This window comes from Salinigranum rubrum (assembly GCF_002906575.1).
GTDB lineage: Archaea > Halobacteriota > Halobacteria > Halobacteriales > Haloferacaceae > Salinigranum > Salinigranum rubrum.
Genome location: NZ_CP026309.1, coordinates 2,080,960 through 2,106,727, shown reverse-complemented (window position 1 = coordinate 2,106,727; position 25,768 = coordinate 2,080,960). Strand labels below are relative to the sequence as shown.

The 25,768-nt window shown below is 67.1% G+C and carries 28 protein-coding genes and 2 pseudogenes; 17 read left to right on the top strand and 13 right to left on the bottom strand.

Translation table 11 applies throughout. The features are described from left to right. Positions 1-514: 514 nt before the first annotated feature. The 7 genes from C2R22_RS10315 (at position 515) to C2R22_RS10285 (ending at position 5,672) form a co-directional block, all read left to right on the top strand. Positions 515-1,171 (top strand): helix-turn-helix domain-containing protein, encoded by a 657-nt coding sequence (locus C2R22_RS10315; protein WP_162562448.1) that lies wholly within the window; start codon positions 515-517, stop codon positions 1,169-1,171. Between the two features lie 248 nt (positions 1,172-1,419). After that, on the top strand, positions 1,420-1,590 hold the full coding sequence (locus C2R22_RS10310; protein ID WP_162562447.1) for a hypothetical protein: 171 nt from the start codon (positions 1,420-1,422) through the stop codon (positions 1,588-1,590). A gap of 143 nt (positions 1,591-1,733) precedes the next feature. After that, the gene (gene dacZ, locus C2R22_RS10305; protein WP_103425679.1) at positions 1,734-2,549 is read left to right on the top strand and encodes a diadenylate cyclase; all 816 of its coding nucleotides are present in this window, start codon (positions 1,734-1,736) and stop codon (positions 2,547-2,549) included. Positions 2,550-2,551: 2 nt separating this feature from the next. After that, positions 2,552-3,325 carry a mechanosensitive ion channel domain-containing protein gene (locus C2R22_RS10300; protein ID WP_103425678.1) on the top strand — a complete coding sequence of 258 codons (774 nt, stop codon included), beginning with the start codon at positions 2,552-2,554 and terminating at the stop codon, positions 3,323-3,325. Between the two features lie 261 nt (positions 3,326-3,586). Next, complete coding sequence (locus tag C2R22_RS10295; RefSeq protein WP_103425677.1) at positions 3,587-4,114, top strand: hypothetical protein; 528 nt, start codon at positions 3,587-3,589, stop codon at positions 4,112-4,114. After that, complete coding sequence (locus C2R22_RS10290; protein WP_162562446.1) at positions 4,111-4,335, top strand: hypothetical protein; 225 nt, start codon at positions 4,111-4,113, stop codon at positions 4,333-4,335. Before C2R22_RS10295 ends, C2R22_RS10290 begins: the two co-directional genes overlap by 4 nt. Before the next feature lie 275 nt (positions 4,336-4,610). Beyond that, complete coding sequence (locus C2R22_RS10285) at positions 4,611-5,672, top strand: ATP-binding protein (RefSeq protein ID WP_103425675.1); 1,062 nt, start codon at positions 4,611-4,613, stop codon at positions 5,670-5,672. 9 nt (positions 5,673-5,681) lie between these two features. Here the strand turns inward: C2R22_RS10285 and C2R22_RS10280 are convergent, their stop codons facing one another. After that, the gene (locus C2R22_RS10280; protein WP_103425674.1) at positions 5,682-6,290 is read right to left on the bottom strand and encodes an acyltransferase; all 609 of its coding nucleotides are present in this window, start codon (positions 6,288-6,290) and stop codon (positions 5,682-5,684) included. Between the two features lie 221 nt (positions 6,291-6,511). After that, a pseudogene (gene purD, locus C2R22_RS10275) lies at positions 6,512-7,797 on the bottom strand (phosphoribosylamine--glycine ligase). A gap of 137 nt (positions 7,798-7,934) precedes the next feature. Between purD and C2R22_RS10270 the strand changes: the two are divergent. Continuing rightward, entirely contained in the window at positions 7,935-10,052 is a 2,118-nt protein-coding gene (locus C2R22_RS10270; protein ID WP_103425673.1) for a thioredoxin domain-containing protein, read from the top strand. A gap of 189 nt (positions 10,053-10,241) precedes the next feature. Here the strand turns inward: C2R22_RS10270 and C2R22_RS10265 are convergent, their stop codons facing one another. Together C2R22_RS10265 and C2R22_RS10260 are read right to left on the bottom strand one after the other, a co-directional pair. Beyond that, positions 10,242-10,643 carry a thioredoxin family protein gene (locus C2R22_RS10265; protein WP_103425672.1) on the bottom strand — a complete coding sequence of 134 codons (402 nt, stop codon included), beginning with the start codon at positions 10,641-10,643 and terminating at the stop codon, positions 10,242-10,244. A 79-nt stretch (positions 10,644-10,722) separates the two neighbouring features. Then, positions 10,723-11,262 (bottom strand): DUF7504 family protein, encoded by a 540-nt coding sequence (locus C2R22_RS10260; protein ID WP_103425671.1) that lies wholly within the window; start codon positions 11,260-11,262, stop codon positions 10,723-10,725. A 100-nt stretch (positions 11,263-11,362) separates the two neighbouring features. On the opposite strand from C2R22_RS10260, the gene C2R22_RS10255 reads away from it, so the two are divergent. Beyond that, a complete protein-coding gene (locus C2R22_RS10255; protein WP_103425670.1) occupies positions 11,363-12,271 on the top strand; it encodes a PLP-dependent cysteine synthase family protein in 909 nt (302 codons plus the stop codon). A gap of 82 nt (positions 12,272-12,353) precedes the next feature. Here the strand turns inward: C2R22_RS10255 and C2R22_RS10250 are convergent, their stop codons facing one another. From C2R22_RS10250 to C2R22_RS10235, 4 genes are all read right to left on the bottom strand, one after another. Next, positions 12,354-12,836, bottom strand: coding sequence for a cupin domain-containing protein (locus tag C2R22_RS10250; protein ID WP_103425669.1), 483 nt, complete (start codon positions 12,834-12,836; stop codon positions 12,354-12,356). Positions 12,837-12,896: 60 nt separating this feature from the next. Continuing rightward, positions 12,897-13,352, bottom strand: coding sequence for a DUF5804 family protein (locus tag C2R22_RS10245; RefSeq protein ID WP_103425668.1), 456 nt, complete (start codon positions 13,350-13,352; stop codon positions 12,897-12,899). Between the two features lie 45 nt (positions 13,353-13,397). Beyond that, positions 13,398-13,649, bottom strand: a complete 252-nt coding sequence (locus C2R22_RS10240) for a hypothetical protein (RefSeq protein WP_103425667.1) — start codon at positions 13,647-13,649, stop codon at positions 13,398-13,400. Positions 13,650-13,829: 180 nt separating this feature from the next. After that, positions 13,830-15,008 (bottom strand): tRNA sulfurtransferase, encoded by a 1,179-nt coding sequence (locus C2R22_RS10235; RefSeq protein WP_103425666.1) that lies wholly within the window; start codon positions 15,006-15,008, stop codon positions 13,830-13,832. A 173-nt stretch (positions 15,009-15,181) separates the two neighbouring features. Between C2R22_RS10235 and ppk1 the strand changes: the two genes are divergently transcribed. Then, positions 15,182-17,689, top strand: coding sequence for a polyphosphate kinase 1 (gene ppk1 / locus C2R22_RS10230; protein ID WP_103425665.1), 2,508 nt, complete (start codon positions 15,182-15,184; stop codon positions 17,687-17,689). A 36-nt stretch (positions 17,690-17,725) separates the two neighbouring features. On the opposite strand, the gene C2R22_RS25010 is transcribed toward ppk1, so the two are convergent. The 3 genes from C2R22_RS25010 to cyaB all read right to left on the bottom strand — a co-directional run bounded on the left by C2R22_RS25010 (position 17,726) and on the right by cyaB (position 19,882). Then, positions 17,726-17,884 carry a hypothetical protein gene (locus tag C2R22_RS25010; protein ID WP_162562445.1) on the bottom strand — a complete coding sequence of 53 codons (159 nt, stop codon included), beginning with the start codon at positions 17,882-17,884 and terminating at the stop codon, positions 17,726-17,728. 126 nt (positions 17,885-18,010) lie between these two features. Continuing rightward, positions 18,011-19,228, bottom strand: a complete 1,218-nt coding sequence (locus C2R22_RS10225) for a methionine adenosyltransferase (protein ID WP_103425664.1) — start codon at positions 19,226-19,228, stop codon at positions 18,011-18,013. A gap of 66 nt (positions 19,229-19,294) precedes the next feature. Beyond that, a complete protein-coding gene (gene cyaB / locus C2R22_RS10220; RefSeq protein ID WP_103425663.1) occupies positions 19,295-19,882 on the bottom strand; it encodes a class IV adenylate cyclase in 588 nt (195 codons plus the stop codon). 147 nt (positions 19,883-20,029) lie between these two features. Here cyaB and C2R22_RS10215 point away from each other — a divergent pair, with 147 nt between their 5' ends. From C2R22_RS10215 to C2R22_RS10205, 3 genes and pseudogenes are all read left to right on the top strand, one after another. Then, complete coding sequence (locus C2R22_RS10215; protein ID WP_103425662.1) at positions 20,030-21,073, top strand: FKBP-type peptidyl-prolyl cis-trans isomerase; 1,044 nt, start codon at positions 20,030-20,032, stop codon at positions 21,071-21,073. 55 nt (positions 21,074-21,128) lie between these two features. Further along, positions 21,129-21,386, top strand: coding sequence for a hypothetical protein (locus C2R22_RS10210; protein ID WP_103425661.1), 258 nt, complete (start codon positions 21,129-21,131; stop codon positions 21,384-21,386). Between the two features lie 280 nt (positions 21,387-21,666). Then, positions 21,667-22,185, top strand: a pseudogene (locus C2R22_RS10205) (alpha/beta hydrolase); the annotation flags it as partial. A 23-nt stretch (positions 22,186-22,208) separates the two neighbouring features. On the opposite strand, the gene C2R22_RS10200 reads toward C2R22_RS10205, so the two are convergent. Further along, positions 22,209-22,868: a hypothetical protein gene (locus C2R22_RS10200; protein WP_103425660.1), complete on the bottom strand. Its 660-nt coding sequence runs from the start codon at positions 22,866-22,868 to the stop codon at positions 22,209-22,211. A 29-nt stretch (positions 22,869-22,897) separates the two neighbouring features. On the opposite strand from C2R22_RS10200, the gene C2R22_RS10195 reads away from it, so the two are divergent. From C2R22_RS10195 to C2R22_RS10180, 4 genes are all read left to right on the top strand, one after another. Further along, on the top strand, positions 22,898-23,260 hold the full coding sequence (locus C2R22_RS10195; RefSeq protein WP_103425659.1) for a hypothetical protein: 363 nt from the start codon (positions 22,898-22,900) through the stop codon (positions 23,258-23,260). A 450-nt stretch (positions 23,261-23,710) separates the two neighbouring features. Then, the gene (locus C2R22_RS10190) at positions 23,711-24,085 is read left to right on the top strand and encodes a YlbF family regulator (protein WP_103425658.1); all 375 of its coding nucleotides are present in this window, start codon (positions 23,711-23,713) and stop codon (positions 24,083-24,085) included. Positions 24,086-24,132: 47 nt separating this feature from the next. Beyond that, complete coding sequence (locus C2R22_RS10185) at positions 24,133-24,768, top strand: MinD/ParA family ATP-binding protein (protein WP_103425657.1); 636 nt, start codon at positions 24,133-24,135, stop codon at positions 24,766-24,768. A gap of 90 nt (positions 24,769-24,858) precedes the next feature. Beyond that, positions 24,859-25,485, top strand: coding sequence for an RAD55 family ATPase (locus C2R22_RS10180; protein ID WP_103425656.1), 627 nt, complete (start codon positions 24,859-24,861; stop codon positions 25,483-25,485). A 48-nt stretch (positions 25,486-25,533) separates the two neighbouring features. Here C2R22_RS10180 and C2R22_RS10175 read toward each other — a convergent pair whose 3' ends face one another. Further along, positions 25,534-25,728 carry a hypothetical protein gene (locus C2R22_RS10175; protein WP_103425655.1) on the bottom strand — a complete coding sequence of 65 codons (195 nt, stop codon included), beginning with the start codon at positions 25,726-25,728 and terminating at the stop codon, positions 25,534-25,536. Positions 25,729-25,768 lie beyond the last annotated feature (40 nt).

The following is a 25,768-nucleotide window of genomic DNA, read 5'->3' as shown; positions in this document are numbered from 1 at the left end:
TCCCGCCCACACGTACGCGCCTCCGACATAAAGACCCCGGGACGTGACGGTTCGGACTGTCGTCACTCCGCCGCGACATTCAGTCACTCGCGGAAACCGCCGGCGTCAGATGTCGCACCGGAGGCGATATCACCCCCGCGGAGGGGCTGAAGTCGAGTATGGACGTCCGCCGCTGGCGGGTGAGCACCGGCGCCGCACGTCCTCCTCGGCGGGCGACTGCAGACGCGTCCTCGGCTCCCCTCCCCGATTTTGAATCCCCGTTCTCGGTCAACATGATTCGGCTCCAGTAGTTAACGGCTTTATTTCACCAGCAGATACGATGGACCCCACGAGGGAAGCCGAGTCCGTCTCCTCGGGGTGTAGGTGCGATCCGGATCAGAGTGCGAAGAGCTACCTTCGCCCCGTCACACGTCCCGGCAGAGTCAGCACCCACAGAAGTGCTCGACGTCTCGCAGCGTCTCCGCACAGCACACCGGAGAGTGGTGTTTTTCCGTTCACGCGGAGAGGGTCGGGTATGAGCGTCATCGCGGAGTTCAGCGTCGCGGCGGACGCGTTCTGTCTGGGGGACGCGCTCGAAGCCGTCCCGACAGCGACTGCGGAGTTGGACCGCATGGTCGCCCACAGTCCGAAACACGTCATCCCGTTCGTGTGGATTCTGGAGGCGGACCGGGACGTGTTCGACGAGGCCGTTACCGACGACTCGACGGTCGAAGACGCGGAAGTCACGGACTCCTTCGAGGACGCACACCTCTACCATTTCTACTGGGCCGACGTCGTGAGCGACCGTCTCCACGTCATCCTCGACCACGACGGTGTGGTTCTCGAAGCGCGAGGAACCGCTGCCGGGTGGCAACTCGAGGTGCGCTTCGGCTCGCGCGAACACTTCCACGAGTTTCGAGAACACTTCGAGGAGTTCGGAGCGGTGACGCTTCACAGAATAACCGCTCCCGAGACACCCGAGCAAGAGCACTACCGCGTCTCTCCCAAGCAACGTGAAGCCCTCCTCATCGCGTACGAGAGCGGCTACTACGATGCTCCGAAACGGGTGACCGGCGAGGACGTCGCTCGGGAGTTGGGAATCACACAACAGGCCGTCTCGCAACTCTTACAACGGGGGACCAAGGCACTGATCGAAGACACGTTGACACGATATCGTGGAGACGGAAACTGAAACGAGCTTGTTAAAACAACCAGTAAGCCCACTCACCCGACCAGTGATAGTGCGTCCGTGGATGCTCACTCGCCTACGTCGACGACGTCTTCGGTCCGTCACGGAACTCGGTTCGGTCCACAAGCGTGCAGAGATACCGCCGCCGGCGGACGGTCCCGAGTTCCCTGTCGAGTTATCGGCGGCGCTCCGTCTCGGTGGCGAACGTCCCGACGTCTGCTCCGGACGGCCCGTCAGATCCAACCGAACGAATGACTGAGCGAATCCCCGTGCTCTGTGAGAACTGCGGCCAGCCGTACTCCGCCCGTCTCGTCGACGACGAAGTCCTCGTCCCGACCTCCGACGGCAGATGCAACTGTGGATCCGAACGGTTCGCCGAGGCCGAGTACGAGGGGAGAATCGACGACCGGGAGACTGACTGAAACACACCCAGCCCCTTCGGCATCATCAACTGGTCAATACGATGGCTCGGGTGAACGCCCCGTCGGTCGGAGCCCGAACCCGTCCGACGACCGCATGACGACGACGTAAACCCTTATCCCGAAGGCGTCCGAGTTACGGAGCAATGGCGACCCTCTCGGACCTCCTCGATTACCTCATCACGGACGTCGACGGTGTGTTCCTCTTCTCACCGAACAGTTCGTTCTACGAACAGGTCGCAGGCAACGACGCCGAGACGAGGGTCGTGGTCGTCGCCCCGCAGAACGCGGTCGAAGCGGAGTCGTACGTCGAACTCCCCCTGGAGTTCAAGAACGTCCGCGACCGCATCCGGTTCGGCATCGAAGGCGCGATGGACCGGGGCCTCGTCGCCGAAGGGGACGACCTCGCCTGCTCCGTCGCGATTTTCGACGGCGACCCCGACTCGGTCGTACGCGTGCGCGTGGACGAGGCGATGCGCTCGGGGCTGTACGACCTCTTCACGCACTCGCGCGCGGAACCGGGGGTCATCCGCGACGTCTTCGAGGTGGCTATCGAACTCGGGAAGAAGGGACAGAAGGGCAAGCCCGTCGGCGCGCTGTTCGTGGTCGGCGACGCCGGCAAGGTGATGAACAAGTCGCGGCCGCTGTCGTACAACCCGTTCGAGAAGTCCCACGTCCACGTGGGCGACCCCATCGTGAACGTCATGCTGAAGGAGTTCTCGCGGCTGGACGGCGCCTTTATCATCTCGGACTCCGGGAAAATCGTCTCCGCCTATCGGTACCTGGAACCCTCCGCGGAGGGTGTCGACATCCCGAAGGGGCTCGGCGCGCGGCACATGGCCGGCGGCGCTATCACCCGTGACACGAACGCGACGGCCATCGTGCTCTCGGAGTCGGACGGACTGGTACGGGCGTTCAAGGGCGGGCAGCTCATCTTGGAGATCGATCCGGAGGACTACTGACGATGCAGACGGCTGTGGAGCTGCTCGACACGGTCCCGACACGCGTGTGGCTCGCCCTCGGTGTGGTCGTTCTCGGCGTCGTCTTGGGGTATCTGACGAGCCTGCTTCTCGTGCGCCTCCTCCAGCGTCTCGGCGTCCCCGACGCCATCGAGGGGACGTCGTTCGAGCGGACCGCCCGCGACTTCGGCACCTCGACCGTCGTCATCGTCTCGCGGCTCGCGCGCTACTTCGTCATCGTCCTCGGCGTCCTGGTCGCGCTCTCGCTCGTCGGTCTCAACTACGTCGACCAGTTCGGCAGTGCCGTCGCGGCCTTCTTCCCTCAGCTGTTCGCGGCGGTGCTCATCCTCATCGTCGGGCTGGTCGTCGCCGACAAGGTCGAACTGTTCGTAGCCGAACTTCTCCGCGGGGTCAAACTGGAGCGCGTCGACGTGGTCCCGCTCGGCGCGAAGTACAGCGTCCTCTTCCTGGCGGCGCTCATCGCCCTCTCGCAGGTCGGCGTGGCGACCGGAGCGCTGATCGTGTTACTCGCCGCGTACTTCTTCGCCCTCATCGTGCTCACCGTCGTCGCGTTCAAACAGATGCTGGCGTCGGGTGCGGCCGGCATCTACCTCCTCCTCAACCAGCCGTACGGAATCGGTGACGAGGTCCGTGTCGGCGAAACGCAGGGTATCGTTTCCGAGATGGACCTGTTCGTGACACACATCGAGTCCGACGAGGAGGAACTCATCCTCCCGAACGACAAAGTGTTCGAGCGCGGTATCGCTCGCATCCGTTAAGCTCGTCCGTACTCTGACGGCCGAATTACGCCCCCGTGTCTCGTTTCACGTCCGCTTAATCGACGCGGCCGTATCTTCATACGAGAATAATAAAGAAAATACGCAAAATAGTATATTCAATATATCTTGAATTTCATCTTAATATTGTATTTCTCACATTTTCAGCGGTGATAGTCGGTGAGTTGATGTTATATACATCCTCCCGAACTGAGAAAGTGACGACCCTGCGGCAGGGGTCGCTTGGCACGCGAACCACACACCATGTCCGAATCTTCGAACTCTCTGGCACGCGAACCCACGCGGACGACGACGGTCCGCAGCACCGACACGACGACCCCCCGAACCGGCTACGACGCCGACACGGTGGCCGAGACGCTCCTCCGCGCCTTCTACGCACAGGACGAACGCGAGGCCTGCATCCGCGCCGGCGACGCGGCCGGTGCGGCCGACGCGGCGAACGCCGCCCGCGACCTGATGGGCGAGGCGTTCGTCGCGGAGTTCCCCCACGTCCCCGAGGGCCAGGCACACCTCGCGGGCGTCCGCTTCGTGGAGGCGCTCTTCCTCCAGGACGAGGTCGAGAACCGCGACGAGTTCGCGGCGGCCGCCGCGGACGGACTCGACGAGGCGCTGTTCCTGACGGACACCGACCCCGCGACGGCCCGATGCTTGACGACCCCCGCTGGGAACTGGTCGAGTCGTACCTCGAAGAGGTCTGTGAGTACGCGGGCATCGACGCGGCGTACGCCGGCGCACAGACCCGCTTCTGGAAACTCCACGGCCAGCAGATGAACTGGATGGACGCGGCGGCGACCGCCCACCGTATCAAGGTCGAGTCGATGCTCGACGGGACCGAAGCCGCACCTGCAGAGATTGCTCGCCTCGCCGACTACTTCGTCGCCGGCGTCGCCGGCCACGACGAGTGGGACGACGACGAGGTGGAGGCCGTCGACGGCATCGTCGGCCTCGTCACCACCTACTACGACGAACTGTTCACCCTCCGCGAGCGATAATCACCCGACACCCACGAGACCCACCCACACAATATACGACACCACTCTACCCTCCCACCGCACGAGACCCACCTTCACGACACCCGCACGAGACCCTTTACGTCTTCACTCGCCGCCGCGTCCTGCCTGGCACGCACGGGACGAGGCGGCTCTCTTTCGTTCTCATCCACCACGACGGTTACCGGGATCAAAATTATATTTTCAAAATAACTTCTTCGAATCGTATATGTAGCACACGCATTAAGCTCTCTGAGCCAGTACGTGTGGTATCCCATATGTCCTCGCTGTCTCCCGCGGTCTACGTCGAAGCCTTCCACAGCGCGGATACGCCGATGCTCGTTTTCGACCTGAACTTCCTCGTTCGCGACGTCAACCGCGCGGGCCAGGCGTTCACCGGCTACACCCGTGACGAACTGGTCGACGAACCCGTCTCGGTCATCGCCGGCAACGACGACGTCGTCGACGAAATCGTCGAGACGCTCATCCGCGGAGAGCCCTGGCAGGGCGAGTTCGCCCTGCAGACCAAGTCCGGCACGCGCGTGTACGGCCGCGGGTCGACGGCACCGATCGTCGTCGACGGCAAGACGAAGGGGTACGTCGCCATCTTCGTCGACACGACGAAGCAGCGCCGGTACGCGAGCACCTCGCGCGTGCTGAGCCGACTGCTCCGACACGACCTCCGCAACGAACTGAACATCCTGTACGGTTACATCGACCGGGCCGCGGCGAGCGCCGACGACACCGAGGTGCTCGAGGCGCTCGAACAGGCCCGCGCACAGGTGATGCAGGTCGTCGGGCGCGCGGACCGCGTCCGAAAACTGCGCGACCTCCTCGAACAGTCGTACGACGCCGAGAGCGACCCGGTCCGCCTCGCCGAGGTGCTCGAAGAGCGCGTGAAAGCCGTCCAGAAACAGTTCCCCGACGCCGACATCTCGCTCGGACCGGTGCCCGGGGTTCGAGTGTACGCCGACGACCTCCTCCCGGCCGCGCTCGACGCGCTCTTAGAGAACGCGGTCGTCCACAACGACAAGGCGGTCGCCGAGGTGGAGGTCGACGTCATCGACCGTCAGACCGACGTCATCATCCGCATCTGTGACAACGGGCCGGGCGTCCCCTACGAACAGCGCGACCTCATCTTCGGCCGCGAGGACACCGACGTGGTCCACCACGGGACGGGGATCGGTCTGTTCCTCGTCGACAACATCGTCGACAACTACGACGGCGCCGTCTGGGTCGAGGAGAACGACCCCGAGGGCGCGGTGTTCGCCGTCCGCCTCCAGCACGCCTCGGAGGCCGTGATCGGACAGGACGCCGCGGGGTCGTGCGACGACGACTGATCTTCCACGTCACCGCGCTTCCGCGTCTCCCTCCCCACGGTCGCCCTCCTCGTCCGCCTCGGCCGCTTCGCCCGCTTCGTCGCCCCGGGAAACGACGCGCGCAGGGACGCCCGCGACGGTTGCCCCCGGTGGCACGTCTCTCTCCACTAGCGAGTTCGCGGCCACCTGCGCGTCCGCACCGATGTGTACGCCCGGGAGGACCACCGCGCCGGCACCGATCATCGCCCGCTCGCCCACGTGAACCTCGCCCGTCCGGTACTCCTCCTGGAGGAACTCGTGGCAGAGCAGCGTCGCGTCGTAGCCGACGATGGCGTCGTCCTCGACGGTGATGAGTTCGGGCCAGAAGACGTCCGGGGTCGACTCCAGTCCCCACGCGACGCCCTCCCCGACGGTCATCCCGAGCGCCCGAAAGAGGTGGTTCTTCAGCCGAAGGCTCGGCGACGCCCGGGCGACGAGGACGGTCGCGTAGTTCCGCGAGACGACGAGCGGGGACTTCGCGTCGGTCCACCGCATCAGGGAGTTGCCTCTCCCCCGAGTCGGGTGGCGAGTGAGGCGGTCGTGGCGGCGTCCCGTCGTCGACTCCTCGTCTCTGCTGTCCTCGTCTGGGGCGTCTGTCACGCCACGGGATTCGACAGCGATGTGTAAAAACCTCTGTCTCCACCGCTCGCTGGGGGAGGACTCGGTCGCTGGAGACGAACCGGGCCCCACGACGCGAGCGAGGGAGTCGGCCGGGGTGGGTGTGGCTGCGGTCTCACCGCGCCCGTGTCTCGGTCGTGTCGGCACTCACCGCGACTGCGCGATAGCTACACGCACACCGAGTCGTACAGCGCCGGTTCGCGTCACTCGCCGCGCAGTTCGTTCATGTGGTCGATGCGCTGGCGGAGCAGGTCGTGCGTGCCGATGTCGTGTCGGACACGGAGCCCCGCGCCCGCGGCGGCGAGCGCACCGTCGGCGATGCCCTCGGCCTTCTCGATGGTGTCGCCGAGGCCGACGACGGCGAACGACCGCGACGTGGTGGTGTAGATGCCGTCCTCGCGCTGGTCGACCGAGGCGTAAAACAGCAGCGCGTTCCCGACGCTCTCCTCGTCGACTTCGATTTTTGCCCCCGACGCGGGGTCGGTGGGGTACCCCTCGGGGACGGCGTACTTGCAGACGGTCGCCTGCTTCTCGAAGTGGAGGTCGGGCAGGGACTCGCCGTCGCGGGCGGCGGTCAGCACGTCGACGAACGGCGTGCGGAGCACGGGAAGCGTATTCATCGCCTCGGGGTCGCCGAAGCGGGCGTTGAACTCCACGACCTTCGGCCCTCCGCGGTGAGCATGAACTGTCCGTAGAGGACGCCCTTGTAGTCGGGCAGCGCGTCGACGACGCTTTCGATGACCTCGACGGCCGCGGCGTAGTCGCCCTCCTGCATGAACGGCAGGTCGAGCGAGGCGTTCGAGTACGACCCCATCCCGCCCGTGTTGGGACCCTCGTCGCCCTCGTACGCTCGCTTGTGGTCCTGCACGGCGGGCGTCACGCGGACGTCCCCGTTCGCCACCAGCGCCTGGACGGTGAACTCCTCGCCGACCAGTCGCTCTTCGAGAACGACTCGGTCGTATCCCTCCTCGCGGAGGTACGCCTTCGCCTCCTCTTCGGTGACCTGGTCGCCGATGACCTTGACGCCCTTCCCGCCGGTCAGCCCCGCGGGCTTCACCGCGAGGTCCCCCTCGAAGGAGTCGATGTAGTCGCAGGCGGCCCCGGTGTCGTCGAACACCTCGAACGCCGGACAGCCGGGCACGTCGTTCTCTTTCATGAATCGGCGCTGATACGCCTTGTCCGTCTCGATGCGCGCTTCTTCTTCTCGGGGACCGAACGTGTACACCCCCGCGTCGTCGAGGCCGTCCGCGACACCGGCTTCGAGCGCCGACTCGGGACCGATCACGGCCAGCGTCGCGCCGATTTCCTCGGCGTAAGCGACGATGTCGTCGACGGCGGTTTCGTCGATGGTCTCGACCGATTCGGCGAGCCGAGCGATGCCCGGGTTCCGGTTCGACGCACAGGCGTACAGCGCACAGTCGTCGGCGACGGCGCGGGCGATGGCGTGTTCGCGGCCGCCTCCTCCCACCAAGAGTACGGTCTCCGTCATTATCGGAGGAGTTCATCACGAGAGTGTAAAGGTTACCTTTCGTCCGAGGGAATCTGTACACGGATGTGTGTTCCTCCTCGACCGTCCGTACCCGTGCGGTGCGTGGCGTCTTTACGTCGCGGAGCCGATTCTCGACTATGGACCACGCCGGACGCAACCGCCTCGACGAGGAGGAGAGTCCCTACCTCAGCCAGCACGCCGACAACCCCGTCCACTGGCAGCCGTGGGACGAGCGGGCGTTGGCGGAGGCGCGCGAGCGCGACGTCCCCATCTTCCTCTCGGTCGGCTACTCCGCTTGCCACTGGTGTCACGTCATGGAGGAGGAGTCGTTCGCCGACGAGTCGGTCGCGGAGTTCCTCAACGAGCACTTCGTCCCCATCAAGGTCGACCGCGAGGAGCGACCCGACATCGACTCGATTTACATGACCATCTGCCAGCGGACCACCGGACGCGGCGGCTGGCCGCTGTCGGTGTGGCTCACGCCCGACGGCCGCCCGTTCTTCGTCGGGACGTACTTCCCCCCGACGGCGCGACAGGGGATGCCCGGATTCAGGGACGTGCTCGAACGACTCGCCGAGTCGTGGGAACAGGACCGAGACGAGATCGAGAACCGCGCCGACCAGTGGGGCGCCCTGCTCAGAAACGAACTGGAGGAGACGCCCGACACGGGGGGAGAGGTCTCCTCGGAGGCGCTGTCGAACGCGACGAGCGCCGCGCTCCGGAGCGCCGACCGCGAGTACGGCGGCTTCGGCTCTTCCGGACCGAAGTTCCCCCAGCCCTCGCGGCTGGAACTCCTCCTGCGGTCGCACGTCCGGACGGGTCGAGAGGAGCCCCTCCAGGTCGCCACGCGAACGTTAGACGCGATGGCCGACGGGGGGATGTACGACCACCTCGGCGGCGGCTTTCACCGCTACGCGACCGATCGAAAGTGGGTCGTCCCGCACTTCGAGAAGATGCTGTACGACAACGCCTTGCTCCCTCGTATCTACCTCGGCGCGTATCAGCTCACGGGCACAGAGCGGTACGCGCAGGTGGCGAGGGAGACGTTCGCGTTCCTCGACCGCGAACTCTCTCACCCGGAGGGCGGCTTCTACAGCACGCTCGACGCTCGGAGCGAGGGGGAGGAAGGGACGTTCTACGTCTGGACGCCCGAGGGAGTAGCCGACGTGCTGGACGACGAGGAACTGGTCGACCTCGTCTGCGACCGCTACGGCATCACCCCCGGCGGCAACTTCGAGGGCGGGTCGACGGTGTTGACCCTCGCGGCGAGCCTCTCGGACCTCGCCGACGAGTACGACCGCTCGGTCGAGGACGTGCGCGCCAGACTCGACGGCGCCCGCGAGCGCCTGTTCGAAGCCCGCACAGAGCGCGTTCGCCCGGCGCGGGACGAGAAGGTGCTCGCCTCGTGGAACGGGATGACCGTCTCCGCGCTAGCGCTTGGCGGGCGCGTCCTCGACGACTCGTACGCCGAGCGCGCCGAGAAGGCGCTCTCGTTCGTTCGTGAACGCCTGTGGGACGCGGAGGAGAGACGGCTCGCCCACCGCTACAAGGACGGGGACGTGAAGGGGCCGGGCTTCCTCGAAGACTACGCCTTTCTGGCTCGCGGCGCGTTCGACCTCTACCAGGTGTCGGGCGACGTCGACCACCTCGCGTTCGCGCTCGACCTCGCGCGGGCCGTCAAGGAGGAGTTCTGGGACCCGGAGGGAAAGACGCTGTACTTCACGCCCGCGAGCGGCGAAGGGCTGGTGACGCGCCCACAGGAGTTGTCGGACCAGTCGACGCCGTCGTCGCTGGGGGTGACGGTCGACCTCCTCTTCGCCCTCGACGGGTTCGCACCCGACGCCGACTTCTCGGAGGTGGCCCGGCAGGTGCTGGAGACGCACGCGAACCGCATCCAGGGCAACCCGATGGAGCACGTCACCCTCGCGCTCGCGGCCGACACGTACCACCAGGGGGTGCTCGAACTCACCCTCGCGGCGGACGAACTCCCGGAGGCGTGGCGCGAGACGCTCGCCACGCGCTACCTCCCGGCGGCCGTCGTGACCCGGCGACCGGCCACCGACGCGGCGTTGGGGACGTGGCTCGAACGGCTCGATATCGACGAGGCGCCGCCGGTCTGGGCCGGTCGGGAGGCGCGCGACGGACCGACGGTGTACGCCTGTGAGGGCTTCACCTGCTCGCCGCCGAAGTCTTCGGTCGAGGAGGCGCTTTCGTGGTTCGAGGGCGACGGCGAAAGCGGAGCAGACGGGGCGTGAGCGTGTCGACCTGAGCAGGCTGTCGGCGGTCGGGATGGCGGGTGCAGCGTACGTACCGCTCGGTCGCTGACTCCTCTCGCGTTCTCTCGATGCTGTCCCCAGCGACGCCTCTCGCTGAAACACACGACGCCGTGCTGAGCAGTTGATCCGTGCGGTCGTCGTCGAGAACGACCGTCGAAAGTCCGCAGGTTAGTCGTCGGCTTCGACGGCTTCGGCCCCGAGTTGCTCCGCGAGGTACACCGCGACCGGCACGTCCTCCTTCTCGACGAACCGCGCGACCTCTTCGCCGTCGCGCTCGACGACGACCGTCGGGATGAGTTCGATGCCGTACTCGTCGACCCGCGGCCCGACCTTCGAGCCGTCCTCTTCCTTCTCGACCGGGTAGTGGTGGACGCGCTCGACGGGGACGCCCGCGGCCGCCAGCGCGGCCCCGAAGTCGGGCAGTCGCGCCCGGCAGTCCTTGCACCAGTCGCCGCCCCACACCCTGAACGTGAGGCCCTCTCGTGAGAGAGCCTCGACGACCTCCGGGTAGGAGTCGGCGTCCCACGCGGGGTTCGGCTGCATCGTTTCGAGTCGCTCGGGTTCGCTCATTGTCCCCGCTTGGAAACGGAGGGATATATACTGCCTGCTGTCCGGCCACGACTCCGACCGTCCGGTCGTCAGGCCCTCGTTACCGCCGCCGGACCTGTCGGTTCCCCTCCTCGCCGGTGATGGCGACGTCGAACGGCTGGGTCATCGTTGCGACCGTCTGCTCGTCGTGGGCACCGGGGTCGATAGTCGCGACGAGGACCGCCTCTTCCCGGTCGATCCGGCCGCTGAGGACGTGAACGAATCTGAACGCGGCGTCGAGCGTGGTGTGCTGTAAGAGCGCGGTCAACGAGTCCAGTTCGACGAGCACGGGACCGTCGACGTCCTCGAACACGCGGGTGAGCGCCACGCCGTACTCGGTGAGGCTGTCGGGACCCCCGACCCGGTAGACGCGGTCGCTGTCGAAGCTGTCGGGGACGTTCGGCGCGACGAGGCGGGTGTCGTCGTCGTCATCGAACCCCGGCGGAAGCCGCCCGAACCGCACGTCGACCCGGGGGACGCGCTCGTCCCCGAGACGGGCGGTCAGATCGAGGGCTGGTCGGGGCGTGAAGGAGGGCCCGTGAACGAGTACCGACGACTCTTCGGCGTGGAGGGCGAACGGCCCGTCCGTCGACTCGGTCATGTTGTGTGCTTGAGACGTGATCCGGACATAAAAGTACATACCGATTACGTCCCCTCCCGGGTTCGTCATCGGTTTATTAGCGGCCGTGTAACCGGAGGTTATGGACCGGAGTATCCTCGGCACCGTCGGCTCTCCACTGGTACAGGTCTCCTCGCCCGACGGGACGACGGTGGCGGCGAAGGTCGAGTCGAAGAATCCGGGCGGGTCGGCGAAGGACCGCCCGGCGCTGGCGATGATCGAGGCCGCCGAAGACGCCGGCGAGATCAAACCGGGCGACGCGCTCGTGGAACCGACGAGCGGCAACACGGGCATCGGCCTCGCCGTCGTCGCCGCGGCGAAGGGGTACGACCTCACGGTCGTCATGCCCTCGTCGAAGTCGCCCGAACGCCGCGGCATCATGAAGGCGTACGGCGCGACCATCGAACTGGTCGACGGCGACATCTCGACGGCGAAAGACCGCGCGGACGAACTCGAAGCCGAAGGAATGCACCAACTTCGCCAGTTCGAGAACCCCGCGAACCCCGAGGCGCACTACCGGACGACCGGCCCCGAGATACTCGAACAGGTCGACGGGCGGGAGGTCGACGCGCTCGTCGCCGGCGTCGGCACCGGCGGCACCATCACGGGGACGGGCCGCAGACTCCGCGAGGAGTTCCCCGAGATGGAGATAATCGCCGTCGAACCCGCCGACAACGCCGTTCTCTCGGGTGGCGAACCCGGCATCGACGACTTCCAGGGGATGGGTCCGGGGTTCGTCTCGCCGAACCTCGACGTCGACCTCCTCGACGGCGTCGAGACCGTCACCATCGACGAGGCCGAGGCCGAATGTCGACGGCTGGCTCGGGAAGAGGGCATCCTCGTCGGTCAGTCCAGCGGCGCGTCGAACCTCGCCGCGAAGTGGACCGCCGAGCGTCTCCTCGAAGCGGGCGTCGACGACCCACTCGTCGTGACAGTGTACTGGGACAGCGGCGAGCGGTACATGTCGACCGGGATGTTCGACACGGAGTGAACGACAGGCCGTTGTCGTCTCTCACTGGCGGTCGGCAGCCTCGCCGACGGCGCCCGCCGGTAACTCGTCACGACGGCCCGAATCAGAGGTCGACGCCGTGGCGTTCCATCAGCGTCGGCACGCTCTCTGGGTCCATCTCCAGGTCGTGCCGGGCGCAGATTTCCCCGACGCGCGCCATCGTCTGCTCGTCGGGCGGTCCCCCCGAGAGGACGTCGGCCACCTCCTCGAAGTAGGCGGCGAACCCGCCGGGGGAGATGAACTCGAGGAACCGGAGCGGGTCGTCGCCGTCGTTCCAGAACGTGTGCCACACGTCCCGTTCCTTGACGACAATCTCGCCGGCTTCGACGGTCGACACCGTCTCCCCTTCCTGGACGCCGAGGGTCCCCTCCAGCACGAACGATATCTCGTCCTCGTGGCTGTGTCGGTGGAGGGGCGCCCCGAGCGTCTGCGGCGGGAGCGTATGCTCGACCACGGCGACGCCGCTCTCGCTCTCGTCGGGGGCGACGAGGAGTTTCGCACCCAGCGACTGGACCATCACGTCGTACTTCGTCCACGTCTCGCTCATGTCTCTGGACTGTTAACGAAGTGATATAACAGTGTGGGCCGTGCCGGGGCTGCGGTACTCTCACCCGGCGTCGAACTCCGCGGCCGTCAACCGGACGACAACGGTCCGCTGAACGTCGCGGAGGTCGTACTCCGGCAGGCCGCCCTCGACGCGCGAGGCGAACATCGGCTCGACCAACTGGCCGTCGACGACGCCGAAGACGGCCGCGTACTCGTCGGTCTCGTCGGGGTCAAGCCGGCCGTCTCTGACCTTCGCCGCGAGGTCACGCGAGAGCCACTCGTCGGGGTCGATGGAGGGGTCGAGCACGAGCGACCGGTCGGCGAAGCGGACGAGATACCAGTTCAGGTCGTTGAGGAGCGACACCGCCGCGCCGAGGCTCACCGTGTCGACGGCAACCGAGTTTGTGAACGGTTCGTCGAGGTCGTACGTCGACAGCGCCGCCCGAGACGTCTCTCTGGAGAGGAGTTCGTACCGGAGGTTCACGTCCTCGGAGCCGACGATGCAGACCCGCGTCACGTCCGCGGAGTCGCTACGGGCGAGTAAAGGGGTTGTGGTCGCTGCTCAGTGCGACCAGGCGTCGACGCACTCCTCGGAGCAGAAGACGAACCGCTCGCGCTCCAGCCCGAGCTTTCCTGTCGTGGGACGGTGGCGGAGGAGTTCCATCCCGTAGTGGTCGTCGTCGAGCGCGACGTCGACCCCGCAGTTCGCACAGTCGTCGACCCCCGCGCGCCAGTAGGCGTACGCCCTGACGTCGTGGACGACCCAGTCGGGACCGGGACGCGGTCGGGAGACGTGGCGTTTCGTGTGGGACATGGGCGAACGTACGGACTCCAGCAACCTAAATCCATTTTTGTGTGATTGTTCACGGTGTTTCAACGAACCCGTCGTGAAACAATGCAATCTGGCTATCTGAATGTCGAGTAATCCGTGTTCCAAATGTGGTTCTGCGTGTCTGTCGTCCGGTTCGGTTCCCGTGCGTCGACTCGTGTCCCGTCAGTCGACGCGTTCGGTCTCTTCGGCGCTCTCGACGACTACCACGTCGCGGGCGACGCGGGCGGCGTGGTCGAGCAGGTCGTCAGGTTCGGCGGCCTCGACCGCCGCGCGCGTCGCCGCCGTCTCGGGGTGCGCCGGAGCGATCCGCTCACAGCCGACGGGAAGGGTGGCGTCGTCGAACGTCCCCAGTTCGCGGGCGCAGGCGACGATGTCCGGCTTGTCCCGGGTCAAAAGCGGACGGTGGACTGGATAGCCGACCGCGGCGTCGGTCACGGCGAGGTTCGGACCGGTCTGGCTCGACTTCTGCCCGACGGCCTCGCCCGTTGCGAGCGCCTGGGCCCCCTCGCGCTCGGCGACGACGCTCGCCATCCGAAGCATCGCCCGCCGGAGCGAGAGCATCCGCGTGTCGTCGATTTCCTGCACGACGCGCTCGACGACCGGTCCGCCGTGGACGATTCGTAGTCGTCCGTCGACGTTGGGCGCGCGCCGGCGGAGCCGTTCGACGGTTTCGACGGCGCGCTCGCGGTGGTCGACGCCGCCGTACGCGCCCAAATCCACGTAGAGGGGAACGACCCGACACCCCCGCCGGAGGAGGTGCCACGCCGCGACCGGGGAGTCGATGCCACCGCTCACGAGCGCGACGACGGTCCCCTGCGTTCCGACCGGGAGGCCGCCCGGTCCGTCGTACTGGATGGCGCTCACGTACGCTTCCTCCCGGCACTCGGCGCGGTACACCCGGTCCGGGTCGTCGAGGTCGACGCGTCCGCCGACCCGGTCGAGTATCTCCCTTCCCCCGACGCGTTCGACGTCGCTCCCGCTGAACGTCCTGTCCTCGCCGGCGACCGAGGCGCGGACGGCGAACGTCTCCTCGGGTGGCCGTGCGAGCGCCAGGCCACACAGCGCCTCGACGACCGCGCCGATCGTCGGCTCACAGCGTCGCGCCGGCCGGGCCCAGACGGCGCCGGGCACCTCGCCGGCCGCCCGCGCACAGCGGTCGGGGTCGTCGCCGTCGACGTAGAGCCGCGCCCACGACCGCTCGACGGTCGCGTCGAGGCCGCGGTCGGCGAGCACGGCGTCGAGGTTTTCCGCGAGTCGGTCGAGCATCCGTCTCCGGACGGCGCTGCTCTTCGTTCCGATCTCCCCGTATCCGACTACGACGACGTCGGCCGCGTGAGCCACACTCTCTCTATCTGCTCGGCGGGCTTTGCGTTTCCGGCCGCGCGCGTCGTGTGGTCCGTACTCCTGGTCTCGAATATTGAGCCCACGGGAGAATTAATATAAACCGCTTTGTACGTCTCGGGCGAGAGTGCACCAGCGACCGATTTCGCCGACCGAACCTCCATCCTTCCCCAATGTCTGACCTGACCGACGGTTCACACGCCCACGCCGCCGCCCCACCAGTCGACCTCGACTTCGATGGCGACGACGACGAGCGGGCGGTCGACCTCGACGACACCGACCTGTATCTCAACCGCGAACTCTCCGAACTCGCCTTCCAGCGCCGCGTCCTGAACGAGGTGCTCGACGAGCGTAACCCCCTCTTGGAACGGATCCGCTTTCTCGCTATCGTCACGAAGAACCTCGACGAGTTCTTCATGAAACGCGTCGGGGGGCTGAAACAGCAGATGGACGCGGGCGTGACCGAGCGGGCGGTCGACGGCCGCACCCCCAGAGAGCAGTGGGAAGCCGTCCACGAGGCGGCCGGACCGATGTTCGAGCGGCAGGCCGCGTGCTACCGCGACGTGCTCAGACCGGCACTGGCCGAGGCGGGCATCGAAGTCGCGGACTACGACGACCTCACGGAGACGCAGGAGCGAAAGATGCGCTCGTACTTCGAGGAGTCGGTGTTGCCCACGCTCACCCCGCTGTCGTTCGACCCGGCGCACCCGTTCCCGTTCATCTCCAACCGCTCGCTCTCGCTCGCGGTCCTCACCCGGAAGCGCGGCGAGACCGACCCGACGTTCACCCGGGTGAAGATCCCACAGAACCGCCCGCGACTGGTCGAGGTCGAGACGCGCGGGAGCGGTCGGCGGTTCGTCCTCCTCGAAGAGGTCGTCCGCGCCAACCTCGACCTGCTGCTCCCGAACGTCGACATCGTCGACACCGCGCTGTTTCGCCTCACGCGGAACGCCGAAGTCCGGCGGAACGAGGAAGTCGCCGAGGACCTCATCGAGGCTATCCAGGAGGTGCTCGAACAGCGACGGTTCGCCTCCGCGGTCAGGATGGAACTCGAAGCGGGTACGCCGGACACCGTCCGCGACCTCCTGATGGAGGAACTCGACCTCTCGGAACGGGAGGTGTACGACCTGGAAGGTCCCATCGACTACCGCGAGTTCATGGACCTCACCGGCCACGACCGCCCGGACCTGAAACTCGACGACTGGTCGCCGCTTCCGCACCCGCGACTGTCGGTCGACGGTGGACTCCCCGAGTCGGCCGAAAGCCACGACGAGACAGTGTTCGACGCGATTCGCCGCGACGACATCCTCCTCCACCACCCGTACCACTCCTTCACCGACACGGTCCAGCGGTTCCTCGACGAGGCGGCCAACGACCCCGACGTCCTCGCCATCAAGGCGGCCATCTACCGGACCGCGTCGGACTCGAAGGTCATCCAGTCGCTCATCGACGCCGCCGACAACGGCAAGCAGGTCGCGGTGATGGTCGAACTGAAGGCCAGATTCGACGAGCAGAACAACCTCGAATGGGTGCGGACCCTCGAAGAGGAGGGTATCCACGTCGCGTACGGCACCGTCGGGCTGAAAACGCACACGAAGACGGCACTCGTGGTGCGAGAGGAGGACGACGGCGTCCAACTGTACTCGCACGTCGCCACCGGCAACTACCACTCCGAGACGGCGAAGGGCTACGTCGACCTCGGCCTCCTCACCGCCGACCGCGACATCGGCCAGGACCTCGTGAAGGTGTTCAACTTCTTCACCGGCCCCTCGCTGGACGAGGAGTTCCGCAAACTGCTCATCTCTCCGGTGACCATGCGCGAGCGGCTGACGGCGATGGTCCGCCGCGAGGCCGACCACGCCCGCGAGGGCCGCCGCGCCCGTATCGTCGTGAAGGCGAACGCCCTCGAAGACCCCGAGATGGTCGAAGAACTGTACCGCGCGTCGATGGCCGGCGTCGACATCGACCTCGTCATCCGCGACATCTGTCGGCTCCGTCCGGGCATCGAGGGCCTCAGCGAGACGGTCGACGTCTACAGCATCGTCGACCGCTTCCTCGAACACTCGCGGATCTTCTACTTCGAGAACGCGGGCGACCCCGAGTACTACCTCGGGAGCGCGGACTGGATGACGCGCAACCTCGACAACCGCGTCGAAGCTGTCGCGCCGGTCGACGACCCCGCCGTCCGCGAACAGCTCCGGTTCGTCCTCGAACTCTGCCTCCGCGACAACCGCTCGGCGTGGACGATGAACCCGGACGGGACGTACGATCAGCGCGTCCCCGAGGAGAACGAACCGACCGTCAACACCCAGGACGTCCTGATGGCGTGTAGCCGCGCCGCCCACGAGACGGGTGACGACCGCGGCATCGTCCCCGAACACCCCGCGGTCGAGACGGACCTCCTCCTCGACGGAACGCCGACGCCCACGCGGACGGACGGCGCGTCGGCACACCAGGAGGGGGCCGACAGTCCCGGCGAACGCGACGGCGACAGCGAGCCGACGACCGGGTCGACCGACGAACTGCCGGCGGTCCTCGACGCACACCCCGACCGGTGGTACGTCCCCGACAGCCAGCGGTACAGTTTCGCGGTCCGAACGCCGGACGGGGACCGCACGTACCGCAAGACGGTGGACGCGGCAGCGGCGCTGGTCGAGCGGTACTGGGCGGGCGAGGAGTGAGACCCGGTCAGAAAAGAGACGACGCGGTGTCGAGAGCTAGGAGAAGTCGGACATCGTCCGCGTCATCGACCAGTAGGCGGCCGTCTGGCGCGTGTGCGTCGAGCGGTCTCTCGTGCTGTGGTCGACGGCGGGGCCGGGGGCGGGTTCCGCGTCGGATGCGAGCGTGTCGGCGTGGGTTGCGTCGTCTGCTGACATTGTCAACTATGAAACGCGACTGGGTGTTAAACGTTGTCTACCATCGCGTATAAGGTGTGAATATTGTATCGAGAGCGGGTGAGAAACACACGATGCACCGGATCGCTCGTGAGCCCTATTGAGCGATCAGAACGTCCGGAGTTCGCCGTCGATGACGCGGTCGGTGATGTCGGTGACGGCGGCGAGTTCCCGGTCGACGATGGCCGCGATGTCCTCCTCGATGTCGCCGACCTCCACCTCTGATTCCGTGACGAGTTCGACGTCGGCGACGTGCGGCTGGTCGATGGGGCGGCCGATCTGACTCAGGAGGCGCACCCGGAGGTCACGGATACCGTCGACCTCGTCGACGACCGTGTGGGCGATTTCGGTCGAGAGGAGGTTGTAGATCTTCCCGATGTGGTTGACCGGGTTCTTCCCCGAGGTGGCCTCCATCGACATCGGGCGGTTCGGGGTGATGAGCCCGTTCGAGCGGTTCCCCCGACCGACGGAGCCGTCGTCGCCCATCTCGGCCGACGTCCCCGTGGTCGTGAGGTAGATGGCGCCCTCGTCGTAGTCGTCGGCGGTGTTGACCTCGACGTGGACCTCGCGGTCGGTGTACCCCTCGGCGAGGTCGGTGACGAACGTCTGGACGTCGTCGACCGCGCGCTGGTAGGCCGCCATGTCCTCGACGTAAGCGTCGACCATCGCGACGGCGACGGTGAGGTCGATGCGGTCGCCCTCGCGCTTTCCCATGATCTTGATGTCGGGGCCGACCTCGGGGTTCTTCGCGGCGTAGCGACCGTTGAGCGCCTGTTCGGCCTCGAGCACGATGCGTTCGGTCTCCGTGAGCGGGGCGTGACCGACGCCGAAGCTCGTGTCGTTCGCCATCGGCACCTGCCCGTCCTCGCCGAAGACGTCCTTGAGGTCGCCCGACCCCTCGCCGAGGCGGACGTCGATGACGATGTCCGTCCCGACCTCGAGTTCGGGGATGGTCTCGCGGAGGTAGTCGCGGGCGGCTTCGAGGGCGACGGAGTCGACCGGGAGGTCGTGCTCGATGCCGTCGTCGGTGACGTAGTGTTTGGTCGCCCGACCGACGATGAGCACGTAGATGGGTTCGAGCATCTCGCCGCCGCCGAACGCGGGCGCGGCCGAACCGGCCACCAGTTGCGTCTCGTCGGTGTTGTAGTGGAGGACGTCGCCGACGCGCTCGCGGTAGAGGTTCGAGAGCACGCGGGAGACGCTCTCGGCGATGCCGTCGCAGATGGAGTCGGGATGTCCGAGCCCTTTTCGCTCGACGATCTCTACCCCCTGGTCTTCCACGGCGAGTCGGCCGACGGACTCGATCTGGATGTTCCGCTCGGTCATTGTCTCCCGGTAGACTCGGCCCTCGCCTATAACTTGCGGAAAGTTTCCCGGGTGTGTGTATTACTCTCAGGAATCCCCCGACGAGGGCGCTCTGTCGGCCGTGACGCGCGCTCCGTCGTCGGCCCCGTCGAGGAGCAACCCGAGATACGAGGTCCTGATCTGGTCGTCGGGGTCGAGCCCGATGGTTTCGAGGAGTTCGAAGGCCCCCTCGCGCGCCGCGTCGACGTCCGCGGCGTCGGTCTCGACTTCGACGAACGTGCCGACGTCGGTCACGTCGTCCAGCGTGACGGTGTACTCGCCGACGCGGAAGCGCGCGCGCTCCTTCTCGACGACGGCCGCTGGCTCGAAGCCGAGCGCCCGGAGGATCGAATCCATCGTCTCGCCGTCGTCGACCCCCGTTTCGTGCTCACGCCGGGTCTTCGACGCGCTGTCGACGAGCGGTCCCTTGTAGGTGACGTGTGTCTCTCGGTCGCCGTTCTCGGCCTCGGTCCGACGGATACGAAGCGCCTCGTCCGTCTCGGCGAACCGACGGTGGGGGGCGTCGTAGTAGGTGTCGCGCTGGACGACGGTCCCCAGCGCGTCCGCGTCCACGTCCGAGAGTCGCGCCCGAACCGCCGCGTGGTCGGTGGGCACCTTGACCTCCACCTCGTACATACTGAGAGCCACGGCGAGGCCGGTGAAAAGCGTGGCCGTCTCCCGTCAGAGGGGCACGAGGGGCCGAGTGCCCATCGGTGACCTGTCTCCGATCCGGTCTGCGGCCTGAAACGTGATTCTTAAGAGTCGGACGACTCACCTTGGGGTATGACCGATGACCAGCAGGCGGAGTCGGTGGACGAACCGGACGCCGCCGAAACCGAGGAACCGGAAGCGACTGACACCGAGGAAGTCGAGGAGGAGAGCGGCCTCCAGCAGGGCGACTTCGTCCGCATCGCGTACACGATGCGCACCATCCCCGACGATGACGACGACGAGGAAGAGGGGATGGTCGTCGACACCACCGACCCCGAAGTCGCCGAGGAGGCCGACATCGACACCGACGAGTACGAGTTCGAGCCGCGCATCATCATCCTCGGCGAGGGCCACGTGTTCGAGGCCGTCGACGAGGCGCTCGTGGGCTCCGAAGCGGGCGATTCGGGCACCGTCACCATCCCCGCGGCCGAGGCGTTCGGCGAGGTCGACGAGGACGAGATTCGCACCGTGAGCGCCTCGAAGATCGACGAGGACGACCGTTACCCCGGCGCGCAGGTCCAGATCGACGGCGAACAGGGCCGCATCGAGACGATCATCGGCGGCCGCGCCCGCGTCAACTTCAACCACCCGCTCGCAGGCGAGGACCTCGAGTACGAGTACGAGATCCTCGAAGTCGTCGACGACCGCACGGAGCAGGCGAAGGGGCTCTTCGGACTCTACCTCCAGCAGACGCCCGACCTCTGGATCCAGACCGACGAGGTCGAAGAGGAGGTCGAGGTCGAGGTCGAATCCGACGACGACGACGAGGACGAGGACGGAGAGACAGAGACGGAAACCGAGACCAAGACGGTCGAGAAGGAGACGCTGTACATCGAGGCCACGCCGCAGATGACGATGAACCAGCAGTGGCTCTTCTCGAAGCAGCAGATCGCCCAGGACGTGATGAACCGCCTCGACCTCGACCGCGTCATCGTCCAGGAGACCATCGACGGGATGGGCGGGATGATGGGTGGAATGGGCGGGATGATGGGTGGAATGGGCGGTGCCGCGCCCGAAGACCTCGAAGAGGCCATGGACGACGTGGACCTCGACGACGTCGACGTCGACGCCGACGAGATCGCCGAGGAACTCGACGCCGACCTCGACGAGGAGTAGTTCTCCCCGACTCCGTACCGTATCCGTTATCCCGGTGGCCCACACCGTCGTTCGTATGGAGCTTCCCGAGAGCGTCCGTGACGACCTCCTCGTCGCCCTCGTCGCGGCGGGGTGCACCGTCGCGCTCACCGTCTCGTTACGGTTCGGTGCCGGCGTGCAGCCGCCGCTGCTCCCGCGACTCTCGCCGCTGGTCCCGTACTTCGGTTACCTGTTCTCGAAGCGGAGCGGACCGCTGTCGACGCTCTCGCCGCTCGACTGGATCGGTGCGACGGTCGTCGTGACGCTTCTGACGTTCGTCTACCTCTCCACGTGAGCGGTCTCCGGGCACGCCTCCGCCGCCTCCCGACTGTGACTGACCGGCTCTCTCGACCGCGGACGTCCGTTCGGACCCCCGGGCCCCCATGTGGTGACACCGGTGTCACTCGGGGGTTCTTGCGGATCGCGGCCCTACGACGGGTGATGTCAGGACAGACGCTCGACGTCGACCTCCCGCTCGAACACGTCTACCGCCCCCGGGGGACGACGCCGGCGACGACGCGCTCGTCGTCGTCCTCCACGGCAGGGGCGCGGACGAGACTGACCTCCTCCCCGTCGCCGACCGCCTCCCGCCGGCGCACGTGCTCAGCCTCCGCGCACCCGACCGTCTCATGGGCGGGTACACGTGGTACGAACTCGACATGCCCGACGGCGACCTCCACCGGAGCCAGCCCCACGCGGGGGAGTTCCGTCGGAGCCTCGACCTCGCCGCCGAGACGGTGGCGACCGCCCGCGAGGCGCTCGCGGTCGACACGGTCGGCCTCCTCGGCTTCTCGCAGGGGTCGATCACCAGCACGGCGCTCCTGGTCGAGTCGCCGGCCGACTACGACTGGGTCGTCGGGCTCCACGGGTATCTGGCGGCGTCACACGCCGATTTGGACGTAAATCTCGACGGAGCTCCGGTGTTCCTCGGCGCGGGGCGGGCGGATCAGATCATCCCCGAGTCGCGCGTCGCCGCGGCCGCAGAGCGCCTGCGCGAGATGGGCGCGACCGTCACCTACGAGGCGTACGACGTCGGCCACGGCATCGGAGGCGACGAACTCGCGGACGTGGTCGCGTTCGTCGAAGCGCGGTAGCCCATCGGCCACCGGCCGTCGCTTCACCGTCGCTCCCGGGTCGCGTTCGTCGCCGTCGCGTTCGTCGCCTCGTCGTACCAGCCGGGGGGTCGAGCCGTTGTGTCGCCGACGGCCGCGTACTCCAGACGGAAGCGGGCCGACCGGTCGTCCTCGTCTAAGCCCGCTTCCCGCGTGAACTCGACGGTCAGTTCCGAGACGAAGCCCGACTCGTCGACGAACGCCGTCGCGGTGTAGTTCGAGACTTCCCCCTCGATGGCGGTCGGTCGGCCCGTCGCGACGATTCGGTACTCGTCGGGACGCCACGAGACGCGGTCGACCTCGACGTCGGTCGTCGTGAGATACCGGACGACGTACCGACGGCTCCGGTCGGTGTGCGTCCCGAACCCGTCGTCCGCTGCGCGGAGCGGATACCGGTCGTACCGCGTCCCGTTCCGGGTGTCGGCGCGGCGGTAGACGAACTCGCCCTCCGTGTAGAGCGTGTACTGGACGAGGTCGGAGTCGTTCTCCCGCGACTCGTAGCCGACGACGGTGTGCAGCCACGTGTGCTCGTCCTCGACGACGGTGTGCTGCCAGACGCCGTCCCAGCGGCGGTTCCCGTCGAGCGCGTCGGTGTCGGACTGTCGGACGATGAGCCGGTACGACTGTCTCGAAACGGAGTCGGCGTGTGCACGCGAGAGAGCCACCGCGTCGAGGGAGTCCTCACCGACGCCCGGTGGATACCCCCCGACGACTCGGCGGTGCCCGCCGGCTGGACGCCCGCCCCGGTCAGAAGCGGCGGTGCCGCGTCCGCCAGCGGTTCGGGTTCGGGACCGGACGGTCCCCAGACCCCCGCAGCGCCCGCCGCGAGGACGAGACAGACCACGCCGACGACAGCCGCGAGAGCGGTCGGCGTCGCCAGTTTCGACTCCACCCCGTCGGACCGTCTCGACGACTCGGCGAGGAGCGCAGTCGTCGTTACCCCGAAGTACCGGGTCGTGAGCGCGTCGGCGTCCGCGCGCGAGACGCCGTACAGGAGGAGGTTCGCGAGCGCCGCCGGCCCGACGAACTGTGCGCCGTGTCGGTCGGCGAGACGTGACGCCCATCGGGCGTCGACGGGCGCGACGACGACGTCGACGTCGGTGTCCGTGTCGATGGTGAGTTCGGCGGCGGCCCCGCTCTCGTCAGTGCCCGCGGCGGGTCGCTCCAGCGGGAGGCGCCCTCGAAGCGTGGCGCCGAGTCGAGCGACGCGTCCCGGTGTCGACCGGGGGAGCACGACCAGGCGTTCGCCCCGCCGGCGGGCGACGAACCGGTCACCCGTCCGCCGCGTCTCGTATCCGCGGGCGCGCCAGAGCGCCGCGCAGAACCCGGCGAACGCGTCCGAGTCGAGCGCTCGCAGCCGCTCGGTGACGGCTCCCGCCCGCGCTGCCGTCCGAGTCGTTCCCACTCCCGTGTGAACGTCTCGCACGCACACGAAGCTTTCGCCCGGTCGACGGCGAGAGACCGCCGCAGTCGGCAAATTCAACTACGTGCTCTCCCAAGCGGGTACATGAGCGTCGAGACGACGAGCCTCGAACGGATGGGTCGTGACCTCGGTTCGGCTATCGCCGAAACCGACGAGTACCAGCGTTTCGAGGAGGCGAAGCAGGCCGTCGAGGCCGACGACGAGGCGCAGGCGCACATCCGCGAGTTCAACCAACTTCGCGAGGAGTTCATGCTCGCCCGCCAGACGGGCAACGCGACGCAGGAGGGCATGCAGAAGCTGCAGTCCAAACAGCAGGAGCTACACGGCCTGCCGGTGATGGCCGAGTATCTGGAGGCGCAAGCGGCACTCCAAGAGCGGCTCGAAGCCGTCAACGAGGCCATCTCCGAGCCGCTCGCGGTCGATTTCGGCGGCGAGGCCGGCGGCTGCTGTCAGGACTGAACGCTGCGTCCTGAGGTTCAAATACCATCGGGCAGCCAGCGGTAGCCATGCTCGCAGTCGCAGGCGGGAAGGGCGGATGCGGAAAGACGACGACGGCCCTCGGACTCGGCCGCGCCCTCGACGGGGAGACGGTCGTCGTCGACACCGACCGGGACATGCCGAACCTCCACGCGATGGCCGGCGTCGACCGCGAACCGATGGCCGCCCCCGGGGCTGAGCCGCAGCGGGTCGACGACGGCCTGTCGGTCCTCCCCGCGCCGTCGCCGACGACTCGCGACGCCGCCGTGACGACCATCCTCGACGGAGTCGCGAACCGGACGGACGCCCGGGTCGTCGTCGACTGTCCGGGTGGCGCAGGGCCGGATGCGGCCGCTCCGCTCGCGGCGGCGACGCGGGTCGTCCTCGTCTCGACCGCCTGTGCGCCCGCACTGCGCGACGCGACGAAGACCGGCGCGATGGCGCGGGCGCTCGGCTGTCACGTCGAGGGAGTGGTGCTGACGCGGACGCGCGTGACACCGCCCGGCGTCGAGGCGCTTTTCGACTGTCCGGTCCTCGGGACGGTGCCGGACGCCCCCGGACCCGTCCTCGACGCTAATCCCGTGCAAGCCGCGTACGCGGACGTGGTCGAAGCGCTCGAATCTGATACTCTCCAAACGCAGACAATGCGTCAGAAACGGCCATGAGATGGTTAAAAGCAGCAGTGAACGATTCCGAATATCAACACAGAGATTCCGGGGACAACCCATATGTGTGCCCACGCGGAACACCCGCCCATGTCGAAACGGCTTCCCACCGGTATCACCGTCCTCGACAGGCAACTCGACGGCGGCTTACCGGCAGGAAGCATCGTCTTCCTCGGCGCGCGGCCGGCGAGTCAGTCGGAGTTGATCCTCTACGAACTGACGGCGGCCCGCGGGACGCTCTATCTGACGACGGCCCGGTCGGTGGAGGCGGTCAGGGACGCGCTCGACCGTTCGTCGGTGCAGACGGGCAACCCGACGGTCCGCGACGTCGACGGCGACGGCCCCGTCGACCAGGCCCACCGGCTCATCCGGGGGCTGCCCGACGAAGCGAACCTCATCATCGACATCGTCGACGTGCTCGAACGGGTCGAACCCTCGCGGTACCGGATGTTCCTCAACGAGGTTCAGACGCACATGATAAACACCGGGGGAGTCACCGTCCTCCACGGGATGAAGACGGACGCGACGCCGGCGAACCGCGGACTCACGGAGCACATGGCCGACATCGTCTTCGACCTCGAAACGAACGTCAAGGGCTCCGAAATCGAGAACCGGCTGGCGATTCCGAAGTTCCGCGGCGGGCGCGCGCTCGACGAGACGATCAAACTCCGCCTCACCGAAGAGGTCGACGTCGACACGAGCCGCGACATCGCCTGACGGGAGTCGTCGGCGAAGAGTAATCCCGTAACGGTGTGCGGGTCGGCGCTACTCGTTCCCGCGTCTGCCGATTCCGAGCGGTTTCCGACAGCTCTTACAGAGGTAGAGGTTCCGCGTGGCCTCGCCGTAGCCGATGCCGCCGCGGGACCGCGTCTCTATCTCGGGCACCTCCTCCGCGTCCATCTCGTCGAGCGATTCGATCGTCGCACCGCACTCGGGGCAGTCGATGGTCTCCGTTGCCATAGCTTCTCGTCGTCGCGTCAACACTTAACGACATCACGCG